Genomic DNA, 19,773 nt, shown 5'->3' on the forward strand with positions numbered 1-19,773 from the left:
CCTTTTGTTTCTTATTATGAAACAATGGAGTTGTATAAACAATAATTACCGTTTACGATTGGGATAATTAGTATTTTCTAAAAATTGCGTCAATTAATTTCGTGTCAGGAGTACGTGTTGGAAAATGATTCGATAATAGAGTCGAGAGGGGAGGAATTGGTTTGCAAGAAGCGACAAGTGTCCGTGTCAAAACCGGAGACTATGAAACTTATTTTTACCGCACCGGCATCGGAAATAATGAAGCGATTCTTTTTATCCATGGGTCCGGTCCTGGAGCAACTGCTTGGTCTAATTGGCAATATGCGCTCCCTTTTTTCAAGGAAAAGGGATTTGATTGTATCGCGCCAGACTTAATCGGTTTTGGAATGTCGGAACATCCGTCTTCACCTCCGAAAGGCATCCGGTCATGGATGAGGTTATGGGTGGATCAGCTTAAAGACCTTTTGGATGAATTGGAAGTGAAAAACGTTCATTTAGTGGGAAATTCTTTAGGCGGGGCTGTTGCTCTTCATTTATTGGCCGAGGCGCCTGATCGAATTGATCGCGTTGTGTTGATGGGCTCGGCGGGTGCTCCGTTTCGATTGACTCCAGAACTTGACCGCGTTTGGGGGTTTTATGAGGATCCATCCGCAGAGGCAATGACGCAGATCATTCGCTGGTTTGCATATGATGAAAGCTTTATTAAAGACAATCTTGACAGCATTAGTAAAATGCGCTTTGAGGCGGCAATGAATCCTGCCGTGCGCCGTTCCTATGAAGCAATGTTTCCTCCGCTTCGCCAGCGGATAGTAGATGATCTTGTTTTGCCAAGCGCCACTTTGTGCCGCATACAACAACAAGTTTTACTCGTTCACGGGCTGAATGATCCGATCGTTCCTGTTGAGACAAGTTATTATTTTGCCAAACATCTTCCGTGGGTAAAAATGATGATTTACGGACAATGCAGCCATTGGACGCAAGTGGAATATCGAGACAGCTTTCATTCTTTGCTTTTGCATTTTTTTCACAATGAAATATAAGAATATTTTTATGTTTTTATCAAAAACAAGGTTATGATTCGCTTTTTTCAAAGCCAGACAGCATTGCGAATATGCCTAGTACAACACAACAGTTACGGTTGTTGTACATTTCAATCATTGACGCTTTATCTAGAAAGACAGCCTGCACTAAAAGCGATTTGAAATTTTTTGCAGCCGGCATCGCATTTTCTCACTTTAGCGGCTGTCTTCCCGCATCATGTTAAAAGAACGATTTACGAAAAATGTTGGATCATATGTATGCTTCATCTTTATAGTTTTTTAAAGGAATGGTGCCATTATTTCGACGGTTGCGGTGCTAGTGTGTCAGGGGCCATTATTTGAACAATAACAAACTTTCTCGTGACCAGGAATCAGTGCAATGGTAGAAATCGTTCTAAGCGGGAGTTAGCCGATGCAATAGCAAAACGTTTTCTCCATAAGCCTGAACTTCTTTCGTTCGGTTGAAGCCTTTTTATCTTTGGAAAGGAGAGTCAAAACGTATGCCTTTCATTCAAGTTCACTTGTTAGAAGGTCGTTCTCCGGAAAAAAAGGAGACACTTATCTATGAATTAACGGAGACGGTGTGCAAAGTATTGGATGCGCCGAAAGAAAATGTCCGCATCATGATTCAAGAAATGCCTCTAGAACATTGGGGAATTGCTGGAGAATCTGTGAAAAAACGAAGAGAGCATGAAAAAGAGGGATGAAATCGGTAGATACAAAAGTAGAAAGTTAATTGTTTATGAATGGGGAACATGTTGCGTGATTAAGAACTCCGTTCGACGCTTTCAAGAACTGCGGCATTGGTCGTGAAGAAGAAAACATACCTTAAGCAAAAATATTTATTATGCTTATAGGTGTCGGATAGCCATGATGATATGTTCATCAACGATGCGATCAATGCTATGCATTTTTGTTTCTTTTCGCCAGCGCTAGTAAAAGCAGGTGCAAAATGGCGCATAACGTTATGCTGTAGAGCATGCTTGAATAATAGAAAAAATTATCATGTTGGGAGGGAGATAATAATGGTATATCAAATTCATATAGGCGGAGAAATTTTTTCTTGCGGAGAGAGCGTTGATTTATTAAAAGCTGCGAGATCTCATCAAGTAAAAATTCCTTATGGATGTGCAAATGGAGGTTGCGGAATGTGCAAAGTCAAAATCCAAAAGGGAGAATACAAAATTGGATTGTGTTCGAAAGGAGCTCTTTCGGATGAGGAGCGGCAACAAGGTTATGTATTGGCTTGCAAAACGTATCCGCTCAGCCACTTGATTGGTGATCTTGTTGAATAAAGCTAAGGTGGTAACATATGAACAAAAAAAGATCGGCATTAGATCAGCTGGAATTAAATTTTGATAACGGTTACATTTATATGGGGAAGTCCCGCTCGATGATTGTGGCGACAAATGCGCTCGGATTATTGCGCAGAGATTTAATTCGCGACATGGGATTTGAACGGATGAAAGGTTTTTTGTTTCGGTATGGATGGAATCTAGGTAGACAAGACGCGAAAGAATTGATGAATCATGCAAACTGTACAGTAGAGGAGTACATTCAAGATGGCCCAAAGCTGCATACGATGAAAGGTCATGTGAAAGCGAGATGTACTTTTTTAGAAGTCAGAAGGGAAAATGGAAAATATCAAGTCAGAATGGAAGGATATTGGTGTCATTCCTATGAAGCAGAAGAACATGTGCGCCATTTTGAGACATCATCCATCCCAGTTTGCTTTACCCTTTCTGGTTATGCCAGCGGCTTCGTTTCAGAAATTGTCGGAGAAAAGACGATTTTCAAAGAAATTGCTTGTCAAGGTATGGGAAAAGAAGAATGCCATTGGATCGGCCAAACGGTGGATCGATAGGGAGAAGAAGCGGAACAAGAGCTGTGCTATCTTGAAGAGTCCCCAATCGTAGAAGAGCTGGCGGCAACATACGAAAAACTTTTAGAAGAACGGAATAATTTAAAATTTGTGACGGATGTTCATAAGAAGCTCACTGAGGAAATCATTAAAGGAAACAATTTAGACTCCGTAGTTCGTCAAGTGTTTCAATCGACGAATATCCCAGTTTTAATTGAGAACCTGCACCTTCATCCGATGGCCTATGCTGGGATTACTTCCAATGAATTAGAACAATATAAAAACGAACTTATTGACTATGTAGGAAAAAATCCTTTTTGCCAGCCTCAAGCCATCGTCACATCAACACAACTTCTTCATTTGCGCCATCATGATCGCCTGATGACACCAATATTTTTGCAAAACAAAATTGTAGGATATTGTTCGTTTGTTTATCGCGATTTGCATCAATATAACGCCTCAATTTCTCCTATGATTTTAGAGCGGCTGGCCTCTGTCAGCTCGGTATGCTTGCTCAATGAAAAAGCAAAGCTAGAATCGTATGAACGGATTAAAGGATTTTTTTTAGAGGAAATCATTAATGCGGGACAACAAAGCAATGATCACGACTTAATCATGAAAGCTAGTTTAATAGGAGTGGATTTATCCAAGCCTTTTTATATTTGTGTGCTGGATTGCCGGTTTCAAGAAGATGATTTATCGAAAGAGCTGGAAATGCAAAAAGAAGTTTTAAGTTTTCTTTCCGCTTACGACAAAGATCAAAAACAAAACATGTTGATTGGCCAGCGTGCAAAACATCTTATTTTGCTGGTAACAGAAGATCAAGTTGCCAAAACAGGTATACAAACATGGCTGTCAAAAATCGTTGATTTACTATCTTCACAATTCTCTACTATTAAATTTTACGGGGGAATCAGCTCCAAAGTAAACAATGTGTCAAATGCCGGGGAAGCATATAAAGAAGCACTTACAGCGGTCAGGGTATCATCGAAGCACCAACAAATCATTTCGTTTGAATCGTTAGGGGTTGTTGGTGTGCTGATTAATGAAAAGAATGAACAAGAGGTAAAAAAAAATGGCCAAAGCTTGCCTTGGAAACTTAAAACTGGATGATCCAAAAAATATCGAGTTCTTGCGAACATTGTACATCTTTCTAGTCAATGGAGGCAATTTGGAACAGACAGCGGCAGATTTGGCGTTATCCATCAGCGGATTGCGTTACAGGGTGAGCAAAATCGAAAGCATTATTCAGCAGGAACTGCGAAATCCTATGATTCATCATCAACTTCTTTTATCGATCCAGTCATTAATGATGATTGGAGAGATCGATATCGGCATTAAATAATGAAGGCACTAAAGGTACGGACATTTTCCTGCATGGGAATGGCACCGGTTGTGCTTTTGTATTCATAATAAAAGTTTCATATGGAAATTCTAAAATTTGCAGGAATCAAGTGCAAATTTTGAGTTAAATTCCATTTGGTATCCCCTACTAAGGTAGACAAAAAAAACAGATGCATTTCATATGATGTGTAAAGAGTCTGCCTGGGATGGGGGTTTTTAATGGCAAAGAAAAAACAAAACCTCAAATCAGGAACCTTTCATTTGAAGGAAAAGATTAAAGACACTTATATGAAGCACACCCCGAAACGATCGAACAGGTTCTCATTTTTTTAGCCTTAGCCGCTTTAAAAAATGCCTGTCCTGCGATCGAATCATTGTCCCGGCATAGTATTCCCTATTTTCATTGTTTTACTTGACAGAATATATGCACGACTAGATCTTTGTTAAATGAAAAATAAATAAAGAAAACTGGCGATTTGCCAGTTTAAAGTTCCGGATCCATCTCTGAAAGACAAGGCGCATATAAGATGTTTTTACAATTTAATCAATTCGGCAGTAGGAAACGGGGCAATTTTCACAATTGATTTCATCTTTTAAATATTGAAGATCATGAATGGTGATTTTTTTATTTTGAAAAGAAATTACGCCTTTTTTCCGCAAATTGCTCAACATTCGATTGATGCTTTCTCTAGTCGCTCCGCAAAAATTCGCAAGCTCCTGATTGGTCATGTCGATATTGATGAGAATGCCATTTTCAGTTTCTACTCCATAGGTGTTCGCCATTCGTATGAGTGTGGAGTATAAGGCACCTTTCTTCCCGTTTAAAATCAAATCGCGGAATTTTGTTTGAGTAATTTGATATTGCTCGCTCATCCATTTTAGGAACGAAAGGCTAAGATGCGGATTTTCAAACAGTTTGCATTCTAATCGTTCTTTTTTTATGAAATAAATAGAACTGTTTTCCAAAACTTTTGCGTTAAATATGTGCTTCGGGTCATTTGAAAAAATAGAAAATTCACCAATAAGGTCGCCTTTTTTGCAGATCTTTAGCGCCAATTCTCTTCCATCTGAAGTTGTTTTGCTTATTTGCACCAAGCCGGATTGGATGCAATATAATTCATGAACCTCCATGCCTTCTTGAAAAAGATATGTCCCTTCCCTCACGTTTATGATTCCGTCGAAATATTCATGCAAAGCACTCAATGGATCGGTTAAGAATGGATCCGCCACTTGTTTGACCATTATAAAACCTCCTTTCAAGAAGGAAACCATCTATATACCAATATTTTACCAGAACCTAGGAATCTTGATTGTGAAAAAATGGTGAATTGTGATGTAAAGCACATTTTTTTATGAATAAAAATTAGGTGATTACAAAAAAATAAAATGAATTTAAATGATAAGGAGGGAAAAAGAGTGCCGCAACGCATTCAATCGTATGTAAATCAAGCGCAGCAAGCATTGCAGCAGATTCAACAAATTGCCAAAGTACTGAAACAGCAAGAACAGCAAAACGCTAATCAAGCATTTAGCTCAAATCAATTTACAGCACAACAGACACAAGCATTTGGACAAAAGGAACAAAATGCGGTGCAAAATTTGCAGCAAATTGAAAATTTGGCTCAGTCGCTTCATAGTCAAGCACAGCAGCTGCAAAATTATCAACCGAAAAACCAGTATCAAGCAGTATACCAAGCTCAACAACCGCAAAATCAATATCAAAGTCAATCATCAGGCTTCAGCATCAATCCGTTAAGCGGACAAGCGAACCAAACAAACGTTAATGAAGTGCGTCAGCAAAATCAGCAATCAGCGCAGCAAATACCGAACCAGTATCAATCGCAGCAATCATCCGGCTTCAGCTTCAATCCGTTAAGCGGACAAGCGAGCCAAACAAACGTCAATGAAGTGCGTCAGCAAAATCAGCAATCAGCACAGCAAACCCAAGCTCCGTTTTAAAAAAACGCGGCAAGCAGGAGCAAATTAGAGCTAAACAACATGCGGACAAAATGATAACCAAAGAGTTAATAACCTGTAAAAGGGGCTGTCTAATAAGTCGATTTTCCGGCTTATAGACGCCCCTTTAATATTTTTGAAACGTTGATATATCAATGATTATGATGTTTCATTTTCAGTGGATTTTGACTTTCTGGACAGCCCATTTTCATCATGTTAAGGGAAGTTTTTCAAAATATTTGTAAGAAATTCAAAAAATGTGAAACTTCATTCTTATCAATCTCGTAAAATAAATTGAAAATAATCATTATAATGGAGGAGATGACTTTAATGAGTGAGCAACTGAACATTCAGCATTCAAATGAAAAAGTGGATAAACCGTCGTTGTTAGGGATTGTGACAAGTCCGATTGAGACGCTTGAGCGGATCAAACAACAGCCAAAAGTATTGCTTCCATTAATTATTGTCATTATTATTTCATCTTTGGCAGCTTACCTTTCAGTGTTATCAGTCGACTATAGCATCGTGGAAGAGGAATTAGGTGCAGAAGGAGCAGCTTACGTCGGCGCATTTACAACAGTCGGTGCACTTGTGTCTGGTATCATTGGCGGACTTATTACACTATTGATTTCGGCACTCATTCTTTTTGCCATTGTAAAAATTGCCGGAAAACAAATTCGTTTTAAACAAATGTTTTCAATGACCGTTTTTATTTCTCTTGTTACTTCAATAGGAACACTGTTAAATGCGATTATTTTATATTTTGTCGGTGGAGGAGACATCACTAATCAAGTATTTACTAGTTTAAACAGTATTGTAGGAGCTGAAGGGGCGCTTGGATCATTTTTGTCATCTATCGAAATTTTTGGAATTTGGGGAACAATATTGACCGCTTTTGGGCTTCATCATGTAGGTCAACTGTCAAAAGGTGCATCTTGGACTATTTCAATCGTTTTATTCATTCTTGGCAGTCTGCTATTGACATTATCTGGAGCAACACAATCATTAGTGGGGGCATAGTTATAGTATGAGAAAGAAAGTTTTGATCGGTGTAGGAGTAGCAGTTATCATCGCTTTATTTGTTGGGATCAGTATTTTTCGTGCTGCATCGAAGGAAAATCCGACTGTAGAAACAGTCAAATTGGAGCAAAAAGAAATTACCGGGAATGTTATGATTCCCGGTACTCTTCAATTAATGAATGAACAAAAAATTTATTATGATGCTGAAAGAGGAAAGATCAAAAAAATCCTTGTCAAAGAAGGGGACAAAATAAAAAAAGGAGCACCTCTCGTCATTTATGAAAACGAACAATTAGAGCTTGAAAAGGAACAGGCCAAGCTTTCGATTGAACAAAGCTATATCAAACTAGATCAAATCAATGAGCAGTTGGATGATCTGAAGAAAAAAGAAGAAGAATTGAAGAAACAAGTCGGTAAAGAAGAAGCAGAAAAGCAAATAGAAAATGAAAAAAATCAACTGCAAATGGATAAGAAAATGACGAATCTTGAGCTTAAACAACAGAAGATTCAACTGGAAACAGTGGAAAAGAAGATTTTAGAACTTGAAGTGAAAAGCGAAGTTGATGGAATTGTGATTACCGTAGATGAAGACGCAGCTGTAGCAATGGGCGAAAATGTGAAGCCGCTCATACATATTGGCAGTTTGAACAAAATGAAAGTGGAAGGGGTCATTTCTGAATACGATTCTTTAAAAATTAAAGAAGGTCAGCCTGTAGTTTTAAAATCTGATGTGGTGCCTGATGCAAAATGGAAAGGAAAAGTATTGAAAATTGGCATTTTGCCTCAACAAGGCAGTGAGATGGCGGCGGAAACAGGAAACGAGGCTGTCCAGTATCCAGTGGAAGTTCTTGTCCAAGATCAGAACATTCCGGTGAAGCCAGGCTTTAAATTGATTATGGAAATTGAAACGGAAAGAAAAAAAGCGAATGTTATTCCTCTTACTGCTGTTCAACAAGATGATGATCAACAATATGTTTATGTAGTGAAAAACGGAAAAATAACAAGAAAAGAAATTAAAACCGGTACTTCAACCGATGAATATATTGAGGTGACGAGCGGTTTAACAAAAGATGATGAAATTGTTCGTGAACCATCTGATGAAATCAAAGCAGGCGTGGAAGTGACAATCAAATGATCAAGCTGGAAGATGTGACGAAATCTTATAGAAACGGTAAAGAAACAATGGATGTGCTCAAAAAAATCAATTTAGAAATCCGGCAGGGGGATTTTGTGGCCATTATGGGGCCGTCCGGTTCCGGCAAATCAACTCTCATGAATATTATTGGCTGTTTGGACCGCCCGACATCAGGTGCTTACTATTTTGAAGGGAAGGATATATCGTCCCTTGATGATCAAGAATTGGCCAAAATACGCAACAAGAAAATCGGTTTTGTTTTTCAGCAGTTTCATCTTCTGCCGCGGTTGAGCGCCTTAAAAAATGTAGAGCTGCCAATGATTTACGCCGGCATTGGGAAAAAACAGCGGGATGAACTCGCTAAGCAGGCCTTAATAAAGGTTGGTCTCGGCGATAGAATTCAGCATATGCCAAACGAATTATCGGGAGGCCAAAAACAACGGGTGGCAATAGCTCGAGCCATTGTGAATAATCCAAAGCTCATTTTGGCAGATGAACCGACTGGTGCATTGGATACGAAAACAAGCGAAGCAATTATGGAACAATTTACAATGCTAAATAAAGAAGGGACAACCATCATTGTCGTAACGCATGAACATGAAGTAGCTCAATTTGCTAAGCGTACGATTGTAGTAAGAGATGGAGAAATTTTACAAGAAGATTTGGGACGGGGGAGCACATTATGAATTTGATGGAAAATTTTCGGATGGCGTTTTCCTCCATTCTTGCCCATAAGCTCCGTTCAATTCTGACAATGCTAGGAATAATTATCGGTGTCGGATCTGTTATTTTAGTTGTAGCAATCGGCCAAGGGGGCGAACAAGCCTTAAAAGCCCAAATTGCAGGCAGCAGCAATACGATAGAAGTGTATTATCAACCAAGTGAAGAAGAGTTGAAAGCAAATCCGAACGCAATGTTAGTGGATCCGTTTACCCAAGAAGATGTTGAAGCGTTGAAAGAGATCCCTGAAGTTAAACAGGTTGTTGCTTCCACGACAAGTTCTTATCAAATAAGGTTTAAAGAAGAAACAATCGATGCCACGGTCTATGGGATCAATGCTGCATATATGGATGTCAATCAATTAAACATTCATAAAGGCCGACTGTTTACGGAAGCGGATTTTTTAGGCGGCAGACGTGTTGCGATTATTAGCGACCAACTAGCAGAAGATTTATTTAAAAAACATAATCCGATTGGCGAGGTCGTTTGGGTATCGAATCAGCCGTTCGAAATTATCGGCATACTTGAAAAACCGACAGGAATTTTTGCCTTTGGCATGTCGGAAATTTACACTCCATGGACGGCTTATCGAAATGCTTTCGGTCAAACGAATTATACGCAAGTAACGCTTGAAGCAGTTAGTGCAGACGAAATCAAAGCTGCAGGGGAAAAAGCTGAGCAATTGCTAAACGACATGCATCAAACAGAAGATTCGTATCAAGTGGTGAATTTTGAAGAAATTGCAGAATCCATCGGCCAAATTACCCGTATTATGACCATGATTATCGGAAGCATAGCCGGAATTTCCCTCGTAGTTGGCGGCATCGGTGTCATGAACATCATGCTCGTCTCCGTCACCGAGAGAACGAGAGAAATCGGCATCCGCAAAGCTCTTGGTGCAACAAGGAGACAAATTTTGCTGCAATTTTTAATTGAATCGATGACATTAACATTAATTGGGGGAACTTTCGGGATTTTATTAGGTGCAGGAATTGCATCCATCATTTCCATTTTTGCCGGTTGGCCATCATTAGTATCATGGCAGGTTGTCGTCGGCGGACTTTTATTCTCAATGTTTATTGGGATTCTCTTTGGACTATTGCCGGCAAACAAGGCGGCAAGATTGGATCCAATCGAATCGTTAAGATATGAGTGATACAGAAAGCTGCTGGCTCTGCCTTCCATAGGCGAGAAAAATTCATGCTAATACAATCTATTTTTTAAACAAAACAAAAAAGGTGTCCAACTTTATTGGACACCTATTCTTTTGAAAACATAGATACACGATGGTGCCATCGGATACTGAAAATCAATCCGATCGCCATCATGCTGCCAATAAGGGAGCTTCCTCCATAGCTGATAAAAGGAAGCGGTATACCTGTGATCGGCAGAAGGCCAATCGTCATGCCGACATTTTGAAATACATGGAAGACAAACAAGCTGATGACGCCAGTACAAAGATAGCTGTTAAACGGTTCAGTTGTTTCAATTGACACTTTAATGATGTGATAGATTAATAAGAAAAATAAACTAATGACAATACTAGTGCCGATAAATCCAAATTGCTCCCCAATCACACTGAATATAAAGTCGGTGTGGTTTTCAGGGATATATACTTGTCCATGCCCAACCCCTTTTCCGAAAATTTGTCCAGATCCGATAGCTTTTAGAGAATTGAGCAAATGATAGCCTTCAGCGCTTTTATATCCTTCGGGATTTAACCATGCATAAATCCGGCCGAACTGATATTGCTTGACACCTAAATATTTGGCAAGAAATTCAGGCATTCGCAATACAAGATAAAAAATTGTTGCAGCAAAGAGGGTTACGATGAGAAACCCTAATGTAAGAATCCGCCAAGATATGCCTGAAACAAGAATAAGGCCGGCTAAAATGGCAAACATGACAAGCGCAGTCCCAAAGTCAGGCTGCAGTATAACGAACAATACCGGTACTGCTGTCGTCACACCCATTTTACATAACAAAATGAGATCGGTTTGAATGGTTCGATGCAAATACTTTTGATGATGCTTGCAAATAATATGGCTCAAAGCAATGATTAAGAAAACTTTCATGATTTCTGAAGGCTGAAACGAAAAACCGGGAAGAGTAAACCATGCTTTAGCGCCATTTATTTCTTTAGCAATTTTTGCCGGTGAAATCATTAACAAAAATAGAAGAAATATCCCAAAACCGTATAAATACCATGTCATTTTTTGAATTTGTTCTGAATCGAACAGCATGACAACTCCGGCAATAAGACAGCTGGCTGCATAGAAGGCAATTTGCTTAAAAATAAAGTTTACCGCATATTGCCCTGAAGTCATTTGCGCTCCGTAAATGGCCACGCAGCTCGCGCAAAATAGTAGAAATATAATAAATGCTAATTGATAATCAAACCGCGATTGCGCCTTTTTGTTAGAATCCATGAAGCCCACCAACTTTATGAAAATGATTTTTTTAGAAGAGTAGAATTTCCTTATGTTAGACGAATGGTAAAAGCGAAAGGTTTCAAGCGCAAGTACGTTTATTATAGTAGCACACTTTCATTTGTTTGCACACATTTTATTCATCTATTTAAGATACCTTTGCTTCATTATTTCGTCTAATCCATAAACTGTCATTAACTGGAGATGATGAAAATGAAGAAAGTCTTGATTGGTTTGTTGCTGCTCTTCTTGGCCGCCTGCAGCAATTCAGAACAAAAATCGTCCGTAGAAAGTGCTAAAATGGATCAGACAATGATAGAGAAAAAAATTGAAAAAAAAGGAGAAATGGAAACAGTTGAAGCGAAATCAGCTGCCAGCACATACTCAAACGAACGAAAAGTTATGTACACTGCGAATATAACGGCAGAAGTGGTAAGCTATGATGAAACGATTGCAAACTTAACAAAGAAGGCCGAAAGCAGAGGGGGCTATATCATTCAATCAAATGCAGTGGAACAGGATGGAAAGATCGAGGCATATGTAACGTTCCGCATTCCTCAAAATGAACTTCAACGATTTATAGAGGAAGTGAAAAAGGCAAGCAAATCAGTCAAATCGGAGCAAATGACTGGTGAAGATCAAACAGAAGAATATGTCGATTTAAACTCTCGATTGAAATCGAAGCAAGCGGTTGAAGCTCGGCTCCTTAAATTTATGGAGTCGGCTGAGAAAACAGAAGACTTGTTGAAAATTTCGGAAGATTTGGCAGCTGTCCAAGAAGAAATCGAACAATTAAAGGGCAGAATAAAATATATTGAAAATAGAACAGACTATGCAACAGTTGAACTGCAATTAACAGAAATAAAATCTCATGAAAATTTTTCAAAGGATTTTAATACGTGGGAAAAAACGAAAGAACAATTTTTGACAAGCATTCATTGGATTGTTCAGGCGGCATCTTGGATTGTTGTGCTCGTTGTAGGGAATTTACCAATTGTTTTATTGGCGCTTATTATATTTTTCTTCGTCTATCGAACATTTAAAAAGAAACAGGAGAAGACTGAGTAATCTTTTTTACTTATGGATCGAGCTGTTAAAATGATGAAGACCGCACAATTTATTAATGAAATTGTGCGGTCTTTTTCAATTTGAATTTTTTAACTCCGTCTTCAAAGAAGCTTGCGAGCCAAGGCATGTTTTTTTAGGGGTATCTTTAATTCGTTTTTTCGCATAATAGAAGCCCTCATTATTGTTTTAGAAACGTTGATATATTGAGGATTTCGCTTTCCGGAAAGCCCTGGAAATACCGATTGCAGCGCTTTTGCTTTCGTCATCGTTTGTTTATTATGGGCAGTTTCGGACTTCACGTACTAAAAATGTGAAGTCTCTTTGTTATGAATTCGCTGCGTTTATTCTGCATTTAATTAACTAAGTAGTATAAAATATATCCGCAAATGATCGATAAAAAAAGATGCTGAAGAAACCGCTGCAAACGATGTTCAAAAAATGTTTTTATTTGTAGAGCCGGCTTAGTTTTTTCTGCGTTCACCATGTTCACCTCTCATTTGTACAAATATATGCGAATTAGAAGGTTAAAATGAATAAACACCTTCAAATGATTGGAATGATAATTATTCAGCTTGACGATTTTGTTTTTTGGGAGAAGGATGATAGGAAGAATTCAGTTATTTAGGAGGACAAATGGATTAATAAACGTAGAATTACAGCAGACAAAAGAAGCTGTAAAAAGAATGAGTTGGAACGGCTTTAAAACATGTTGAAAAAATCGATCTTACTGCCTTAAGAAAAAATAGTGCGGGAAAGTAATGATGTTGATTCGGACATTCATCTTCTAAACAAATGAAGTAGGGGGCAGAGTAAAAAAACTGGAGCGAAAAAAATTTCGCTCCTGACGTTCCCCCTCATTGTATCTACTAAATTTTTGTAAAAAGCAGCTTTCCGCCAAGAACTGCAAATAAAATAGATTTGCCGTAATGAATAGCAGAAACTGTTTTTTTAGATTGAAACAGAATTTTTATTTTGCCAGCTAATGCTGAAAATAAGGAAAACAATACCAATGCCTGTACAATGAAAATAAGACCTAGCACAAACATGTCGAGCTGAACATGGACGCTGTTTGTTGATACAAACTGCGGCAAGAAAGCTAAAAAGAACAATGACACCTTCGGATTTAACAGGTTCATCAAGATGCCTCTTTTATATAAAGAAAAGAGTGAAAGACTTTTTACATTTGCTATTTTACCGGAAACTGCTGATTTCCCTTCCTTATAAGATTCCCATGCTAAATATAACAGATAGATCGCACCGACAGATTTAATAGCTGTAAAAATAACAGTAGATTGATAGAGTATGGCTGACAGTCCGAGTGATGCGATTAAAGTATGTCCGATAAGTCCGGTACAAAGTCCGAGAGTAGTGATGAACCCCGCTCGAAAGCCGTAAGACATGCTTTGTGCAATGACAAATAAATTATCGGGTCCTGGTGCAACGGTTAATAAAATAGAAGCTGCAAGAAAACTTAAAATGATGGACAATTCCATTTTTTACGTTCTCCTTTTCGCATAGTGGATCATTATAAAGTTTGGCTGTTTTTTTCTTTGAATAAGAATGAAAAGGGCAAAGTCAAATGACCGCCCATTAGCATGATAAAGTACGATTCGATTCAAAGAAGACAAATACTATGATGATGTTGATGCAGCAAATAAGCAAAACGAGAAATATAGAGCTTTTACTGACTTGCCTGAAACAAACGTTAAGGATGTACGATACAGTTTCAGCTAAGTGCTGTGCAATATTTAAGCAAGGCTTTCATGAGAAACGATCAGCCGGCCCTTTTTTAAAACGCCCAATTTCCTTTTCGGAAGATTGGTTCACGTGTGCCGTCCGGAAGAATGCCGTCGATGTCCATTTCTGCACTTCCGATCATAAAATCAACATGTGTAATGCTCGTGTTGAGACCATGCTGTTTCAATTCATCCTCTGTCATCGTTTTTCCGCCTTCTAAGCAAAATGCATAGGCGCTGCCGATCGCTAAATGGTTTGAAGCATTTTCGTCAAACAACGTGTTATAAAATAAAAGATTTGACTTTGAGATCGGTGAGTTATGAGGTACTAAAGCAATTTCACCTAAATAATGAGAGCCTTCATCTGTTTCGACTAATTGCTTCAAAATTTCTTCGCCTTTTTCGGCTGTTACATTTGTAATGCGTCCTCGTTCAAATGTGATTACAAAATTTTCGATTAAATTTCCGCCGTAGCTTAACGGTTTTGTGCTAGTCACATAACCATTTACCCCATCTTTTTTCGGAGCTGTGAACACTTCTTCTGTAGGCATGTTTGCCATGAAAGAAACGCCTTTTTCATTAACGCTTCCTGCACCCACCCATAGGTGCTTTTCAGGCAGTTCAATAGTTAAATCCGTTCCAGGAGCTTGATAATGGAGTTTTCTATATTTTTTCGCATTTAAATAATCGACTTTTTGATGAAGGTTTTCATTATGTTTTTTCCATGCAGAAACCGGATCTTCCTCATTAATACGTGTTGCTTGAAAAATAGCATTCCATAATTTTTCAACTCGAAGCGATTTTTCTTCATTTGGAAAAACTTTCTCCGCCCATTCTTCGCTTGCGGCAGCGATAACCGTCCAGCTGACTTTATCCGATTGTATGTATCTGCGAAACGTATTTAAAGCTGTTCCAGACGCTTTCTGGAAATTAGCGATTCTCTCAGGCTGAATGCCTTTTAATAAATCAGGGCTTTGGGACACAATAGAAATAAAAGCTGCATTTCTTTCTGCTAGGGCAGTTCTTTCGAGAGACTTCCATTCAGGATATTCTAAAAACACGTCATCAGGAGCCTTTTCATATTTTAATCTTGTTAAAACATCATCTTGCCAGTCGATATGAATATTCCTTGCACCAACCTCATAAGCTTTTTCCGCAATAAATCGGACGAGTTCTTTTGCATCTATGCTTGCAGAAATGAACAATTCTTGTCCTTTTTGAACATTGACTCCGACCTTGACGGCAAGTTCTGCATATTTTTCAAGCTGCTGTTTGAAAGTTGTCATCATCATTCTCCTTTATTTCCTACATATTTTTTTCTGTATTTTACCAAAAAAATTAAAATAAAACCAATTGGATTGCTTAACGAAAATGAATAATAGAGCTACAATAGAGATAGAAAAGAAAGAAAAAGAAACAGGTGTGTGAAGAATATGAATTTTTTAGATGAAATGGTTATTGTCAACAAATCGCATCGAGAATTAAGAGAAAAAGCCGAAAAACTTGCGGAGAAGTTCGCGGAGCGAGCCGCGAAAAATGATCAGGAATCTTCGTTTCCATTTGAAAACTTTTCAGATTTAAAAACGGAAGGATTTCTGAAATTAACTGTGCCAAAAAAATATGGAGGAAATGAAATTTCTTTATATGAATTTCTGCTTGTTCAAGAAAAAATTGCAGAAGGAGATGGAGCGACAGGTTTATCGTTAGGGTGGCATAATGGAATCGTAATGGATTTATCCGAATCAAAAAAATGGGATGAACGCACGTTTGAGCGCATTTGCGAAGAAATTGTCGCTGAAGGAAAATTAATCAATAGCTGTGCATCAGAACCGGCTGCCGGAAGTCCTGCAAGAGGCGGAAAACCAAAAACAACGGCAAGAAAAGAAGGAAGCAGCTGGATTATTAATGGCCATAAATCGTTCACATCACTGGCCCCGATTCTAGATTATTTTATTGTAACCGCAACAATTGAAGAAACAGGTGAGGTTGGCGAATATTTAGTCCCAAAAGGAGCAGAGGGGCTTTCCATAAAAGAAACATGGGATACAATCGGCATGCGCGCGACAAGAAGCGACGATTTATTACTGCACAACGTAAAGGTCGAAAAAGACGCTCTCGTTTCGATCAGACAAGCTACATTCAGTCCTTCCACTCCGAAAGGATGGCTTTTACATATTCCTGCCTGCTACCTCGGGATCGCTATCGCCGCAAGAAACTTTGCTGTCAAATATGCAAAAGAGTATCAACCTGCCAGTCTTTCTCATCCAATTTCAGAACTTTCGGAAGTGCGGCGAAAAACAGCTGAAATGGATCTGGAGCTTACAAGCGCACGGCATTTTATGTACAGTGTGGCGAAAAAATGGGATGAACAGCCGCATTTACACGAACAAATGGGGCATGAGCTGGCTGCCGTAAAATATGTTGCCACAAACAGTGCGATCAAAGTCGTTGACCTAGCCATGCGAATTGCAGGCGGACAAAGCTTAAGAAAAGAATACCCATTGGAGCGCTACTATCGGGATGTCAGATGCGGTCTTCATAATCCTCCAGCAGATGATATAACGTTAAAAATTTTCGGTGACCGTGCTTTTCAAGAATAAAAGAACACAAAAGGCGTTTTCTCAGGCTGAAAAGTTGATGGACAGCCGAAAAACGCCTTTTATTATTTCTGCGTTCATTCGTTCCTTAGTACAAATAAAAGCTTTCATTTATTACATTTGAACAAAAAATTGTTCATTGGTTTTAACTTCATTCAATCTTTTTTTATTGTCAAAACAACTTTGTCTTTTGTTTCACATCAATTGAAAAGTAGCTGCTGTCTTGTAAAAATGTTAAGATGTCCATTCTTTCAGCTTTTGATCGGAAGGTAAAAGCATGGAGAGCATGCCGATAAATGGAAGAAAGCCGCACGCGATCATAACTGGCTTTAAGCCGAATAAGTCCGCGAGAGCACCGAGCACGACTGATCCTAAAGCGCCTAAACCGAAGGCAAGACCGACCATTAAGCCTGATGCAGTTCCGATTTTTCCAGGCATTAGCTCTTGTGCGTATACGACAACTACAGAAAAGCTTGACAAAATAATAAAACCGTTAATGAGCATTATTGGAATTGCCCAAAATTCATTCACATAAGGCAAAATGACCGCCAGCGGAGCTGATCCGAGCATTGAGAAAGCAATGATATTCCGTCTTCCGAAACGATCTGAAAGCGGCCCTCCTAAAAATGTTCCGATTGCACCTGCTGCTAAAAATATAAAAATATATAGCTGTGTTTTGCTGATGGAAAGTCCATGTTCATGAATTAAATAAAAAGGGTAAAAATTAGTGATTGCTGCATGATACCATGAACGAGCAAAAACTAAGAAGATAAGCAGCATAAGTCCAATTTTCACTTGCTTTTTTCGAGCGGCAGGAACTTGCACAACGGCTTTTTTTGCGCTTGTTTTTTTTCGGCTGTCGAGCTTTTCCTTATACCAATTTGCAATGTATAGAAGGACGATGACGGCCATGCCGGCAATTAAAGTAAACCAAATCGCGCCAAATTGTCCCATAGGGACGAAAATAAGAGCTGTCATAATGGGAGCAAGAGATTGTCCGGCATTACCTCCAACTTGAAAAATGGATTGGGCGAGCCCTTTTCGTTCTCCCGCTGCTAAATGCACCACTCTTGAACCTTCCGGATGGAAAACGGCTGAACCGATTCCGACGAAAAATACCGAAACTAAAACAATCCAATAATTAGGTGCAAAAGCAAGTCCCAACATGCCGAAAAACGTACACGTAAGCCCGATGGGCAGCAAATAAGGCATCGGCTTTTTATCTGTATAAAACCCGACAGCAGGCTGAAGCAAAGATGCCGTTAGCTGAAGGCTGAATGTAATGAATCCAAGCTGCATATATGTAAGATTCATTGATTTTTCCAATATAGGGAAAACTGCTGGAATAACAGCTTGAATCGAATCGTTTAGAAGATGAACAAATCCGATAATAAATAATATTCTGTATAATGTAATTTGACCCATATTCTGTTTTTGAACAGCTGCTTCCATTTTGGTTTCTCCTCTCATATTTATTCGTATGTCTAAATATTTTACTTGATTTTACAAAAATATGAAATAAAAAAGTTTAACGATTTACAGTAGTTTTATTATGTCAACTTAGTATATATAAAGGTCTGTCTAGAAAGTCAAATTTCCATTTGAAAACAAAAAACTCATAAACATCGATATAGCAACGTTTTCTAAAGCATGAAAGGGGGCATCAATAAGCCAAAAAAGACTCATTGGACAGCCCCCTAAAAGCGTGCAAATAGTATTTAATTTAAAGCTTCAGATAACGTTTCAAGATTGCGTTTCATAATGCTGAAGTAGTCTTCGTTATTTTTTAAATCTGTTTCCGAAACACTTTCTAAATTATGTAGCGTTAATGATTTGGCACCAATTTCTTGTTGGATGATTTTTGCTACCTTTTCAGATACATTTTGTTCAAAGATCACATGTTTTAAATGATGTTTTTTCGATAGTTCAATGATTTTGACAAGCTGCTTTTGACTAGGCTCATCTGTTGGAGATAATCCCGATATTGGAATTTGTTCAATATCGTAGCGGTCTTCCCAATAACCATAAGCAGCATGAGCCACAAGAATATATTTTGTTTTCGATTTTTTAATTGTTTCTTGAAATGATTGATCCAGTTCTTCAAGATCTTGTTTAAGTTGAGCGAAATTTTGTTCAAAATATTCTTTTTGATCAGGAGCCGCTTCCGTTAAAGCGTTCTTGATGTTTTCCGCAAGAGTAATGGCCCTATTTGGATCAAGCCATACATGAGGGTCAACATCTCCATGTGCATGATCGTGTTCCTCTTCGTTTTGGTTCCCATGTTCTTCTTCATGATCTGAATCTTCTTCATGATGTGAATGCTCTTCTTCTCCACTTTCATGGTCATTTTCATCTTCGGACGCACTTAATAATGGGATTCCTTCAGCTGCTTTTACAATTTTGACATTGCCGTCTTTCAGCGTTTTTTCTGCCTTATCGGCAAATCCTTCTATACCAGCTCCAGTATAGATAAATAAATCCGCTTTCGCGATTGCTTCCAAAGTTTTTAATGTAGGTTCATACGTATGGGCTTCTACATTCGGCGGGTAAACACTTTCGACGTGAACGTATTTACCGCCGATTTTTTTAGTGAAATCTGTCAGTGGATAGATTGTTGTATAAATTTCAATTTCTTTTTGATTGTTTTTGTCCTCATTATGATTGTTCGTTTCGGAAGCATTGTTGTTATTTTGGCCGCAGCCGATAGGAAAGATTGCAAGCATTGCCATTAAAAATGCAAAAAAGACTTTTTTCATCGATTTGAACTCCTTTCAAAATATATGTATACCCCGCTGTATTAAATCGTAATGATTTCGATTTAATTATATATAACATTTTCTAAATGGGCAAGGCTAGAAGCACTAAAAACAAAAATATCACAAACTATA

Annotated in this window: 20 protein-coding genes; 13 read left to right on the top strand and 7 right to left on the bottom strand. The window is 38.4% G+C overall.

Translation table 11 applies throughout. From position 1 onward, the window contains the following. Nucleotides 1-161 precede the first annotated feature (161 nt). From NSU19_RS08275 to NSU19_RS08300, 6 genes are all read left to right on the top strand, one after another. On the top strand, nucleotides 162-1,019 hold the full coding sequence (locus NSU19_RS08275; protein ID WP_339195349.1) for an alpha/beta hydrolase: 858 nt from the start codon (nucleotides 162-164) through the stop codon (nucleotides 1,017-1,019). 500 nt (nucleotides 1,020-1,519) lie between these two features. Next, nucleotides 1,520-1,726, top strand: a complete 207-nt coding sequence (locus NSU19_RS08280) for a 4-oxalocrotonate tautomerase (RefSeq protein ID WP_130158872.1) — start codon at nucleotides 1,520-1,522, stop codon at nucleotides 1,724-1,726. Between the two features lie 318 nt (nucleotides 1,727-2,044). Continuing rightward, a complete protein-coding gene (locus NSU19_RS08285; RefSeq protein ID WP_063389622.1) occupies nucleotides 2,045-2,314 on the top strand; it encodes a 2Fe-2S iron-sulfur cluster-binding protein in 270 nt (89 codons plus the stop codon). 17 nt (nucleotides 2,315-2,331) lie between these two features. Continuing rightward, the gene (locus NSU19_RS08290; RefSeq protein ID WP_339199748.1) at nucleotides 2,332-2,883 is read left to right on the top strand and encodes a XylR N-terminal domain-containing protein; all 552 of its coding nucleotides are present in this window, start codon (nucleotides 2,332-2,334) and stop codon (nucleotides 2,881-2,883) included. A 108-nt stretch (nucleotides 2,884-2,991) separates the two neighbouring features. Next, nucleotides 2,992-3,993 carry a hypothetical protein gene (locus NSU19_RS08295; RefSeq protein ID WP_339199751.1) on the top strand — a complete coding sequence of 334 codons (1,002 nt, stop codon included), beginning with the start codon at nucleotides 2,992-2,994 and terminating at the stop codon, nucleotides 3,991-3,993. Then, entirely contained in the window at nucleotides 3,956-4,225 is a 270-nt protein-coding gene (locus tag NSU19_RS08300; protein WP_339199753.1) for a helix-turn-helix domain-containing protein, read from the top strand. The genes NSU19_RS08295 and NSU19_RS08300 overlap by 38 nt, the downstream gene beginning before the upstream one ends. A 539-nt stretch (nucleotides 4,226-4,764) precedes the next feature. Here NSU19_RS08300 and NSU19_RS08305 read toward each other — a convergent pair. Next, complete coding sequence (locus tag NSU19_RS08305; protein WP_082829469.1) at nucleotides 4,765-5,466, bottom strand: Crp/Fnr family transcriptional regulator; 702 nt, start codon at nucleotides 5,464-5,466, stop codon at nucleotides 4,765-4,767. Between the two features lie 174 nt (nucleotides 5,467-5,640). Here NSU19_RS08305 and NSU19_RS08310 point away from each other — a divergent pair, with 174 nt between their 5' ends. The 5 genes from NSU19_RS08310 (at nucleotide 5,641) to NSU19_RS08330 (ending at nucleotide 10,211) form a co-directional block, all read left to right on the top strand. After that, complete coding sequence (locus NSU19_RS08310; RefSeq protein ID WP_339199756.1) at nucleotides 5,641-6,183, top strand: hypothetical protein; 543 nt, start codon at nucleotides 5,641-5,643, stop codon at nucleotides 6,181-6,183. Nucleotides 6,184-6,510: 327 nt separating this feature from the next. Beyond that, on the top strand, nucleotides 6,511-7,200 hold the full coding sequence (locus NSU19_RS08315) for a Yip1 family protein (protein WP_066248517.1): 690 nt from the start codon (nucleotides 6,511-6,513) through the stop codon (nucleotides 7,198-7,200). Between the two features lie 7 nt (nucleotides 7,201-7,207). Beyond that, nucleotides 7,208-8,335, top strand: coding sequence for an efflux RND transporter periplasmic adaptor subunit (locus tag NSU19_RS08320; protein WP_063389625.1), 1,128 nt, complete (start codon nucleotides 7,208-7,210; stop codon nucleotides 8,333-8,335). Continuing rightward, nucleotides 8,332-9,021: an ABC transporter ATP-binding protein gene (locus NSU19_RS08325; RefSeq protein ID WP_063389626.1), complete on the top strand. Its 690-nt coding sequence runs from the start codon at nucleotides 8,332-8,334 to the stop codon at nucleotides 9,019-9,021. Before NSU19_RS08320 ends, NSU19_RS08325 begins: the two co-directional genes overlap by 4 nt. Continuing rightward, nucleotides 9,018-10,211, top strand: a complete 1,194-nt coding sequence (locus NSU19_RS08330; protein WP_339195356.1) for an ABC transporter permease — start codon at nucleotides 9,018-9,020, stop codon at nucleotides 10,209-10,211. The genes NSU19_RS08325 and NSU19_RS08330 overlap by 4 nt, the downstream gene beginning before the upstream one ends. Nucleotides 10,212-10,314: 103 nt before the next feature. Here the strand turns inward: NSU19_RS08330 and NSU19_RS08335 are convergent, their stop codons facing one another. Continuing rightward, nucleotides 10,315-11,484 carry an FtsW/RodA/SpoVE family cell cycle protein gene (locus NSU19_RS08335; protein WP_339195358.1) on the bottom strand — a complete coding sequence of 390 codons (1,170 nt, stop codon included), beginning with the start codon at nucleotides 11,482-11,484 and terminating at the stop codon, nucleotides 10,315-10,317. Nucleotides 11,485-11,697: 213 nt separating this feature from the next. Here NSU19_RS08335 and NSU19_RS08340 point away from each other — a divergent pair, with 213 nt between their 5' ends. Continuing rightward, nucleotides 11,698-12,552, top strand: a complete 855-nt coding sequence (locus NSU19_RS08340) for a DUF4349 domain-containing protein (RefSeq protein WP_327855903.1) — start codon at nucleotides 11,698-11,700, stop codon at nucleotides 12,550-12,552. A gap of 352 nt (nucleotides 12,553-12,904) precedes the next feature. Here NSU19_RS08340 and NSU19_RS08345 read toward each other — a convergent pair whose 3' ends face one another. From NSU19_RS08345 to NSU19_RS08355, 3 genes are all read right to left on the bottom strand, one after another. Further along, nucleotides 12,905-13,036, bottom strand: a complete 132-nt coding sequence (locus NSU19_RS08345) for a hypothetical protein (protein ID WP_339199760.1) — start codon at nucleotides 13,034-13,036, stop codon at nucleotides 12,905-12,907. Between the two features lie 382 nt (nucleotides 13,037-13,418). Beyond that, the gene (locus tag NSU19_RS08350) at nucleotides 13,419-14,045 is read right to left on the bottom strand and encodes a LysE family translocator (protein ID WP_130157976.1); all 627 of its coding nucleotides are present in this window, start codon (nucleotides 14,043-14,045) and stop codon (nucleotides 13,419-13,421) included. A 296-nt stretch (nucleotides 14,046-14,341) separates the two neighbouring features. Next, nucleotides 14,342-15,574, bottom strand: coding sequence for an aminopeptidase (locus NSU19_RS08355; protein ID WP_094245626.1), 1,233 nt, complete (start codon nucleotides 15,572-15,574; stop codon nucleotides 14,342-14,344). Between the two features lie 147 nt (nucleotides 15,575-15,721). Between NSU19_RS08355 and NSU19_RS08360 the strand changes: the two genes are divergently transcribed. Continuing rightward, on the top strand, nucleotides 15,722-16,888 hold the full coding sequence (locus tag NSU19_RS08360; protein WP_094245627.1) for an acyl-CoA dehydrogenase family protein: 1,167 nt from the start codon (nucleotides 15,722-15,724) through the stop codon (nucleotides 16,886-16,888). Between the two features lie 231 nt (nucleotides 16,889-17,119). Here NSU19_RS08360 and NSU19_RS08365 read toward each other — a convergent pair whose 3' ends face one another. Then, nucleotides 17,120-18,337, bottom strand: a complete 1,218-nt coding sequence (locus NSU19_RS08365) for an MFS transporter (protein ID WP_066251268.1) — start codon at nucleotides 18,335-18,337, stop codon at nucleotides 17,120-17,122. A gap of 266 nt (nucleotides 18,338-18,603) precedes the next feature. Continuing rightward, nucleotides 18,604-19,641, bottom strand: a complete 1,038-nt coding sequence (locus NSU19_RS08370; protein ID WP_339199764.1) for a metal ABC transporter substrate-binding protein — start codon at nucleotides 19,639-19,641, stop codon at nucleotides 18,604-18,606. Between the last annotated feature and the right edge of the window lie 132 nt (nucleotides 19,642-19,773).

Source organism: Aeribacillus sp. FSL k6-2211, assembly GCF_037966125.1.
GTDB classification, from domain to species: domain Bacteria; phylum Bacillota; class Bacilli; order Bacillales; family Aeribacillaceae; genus Aeribacillus; species Aeribacillus composti.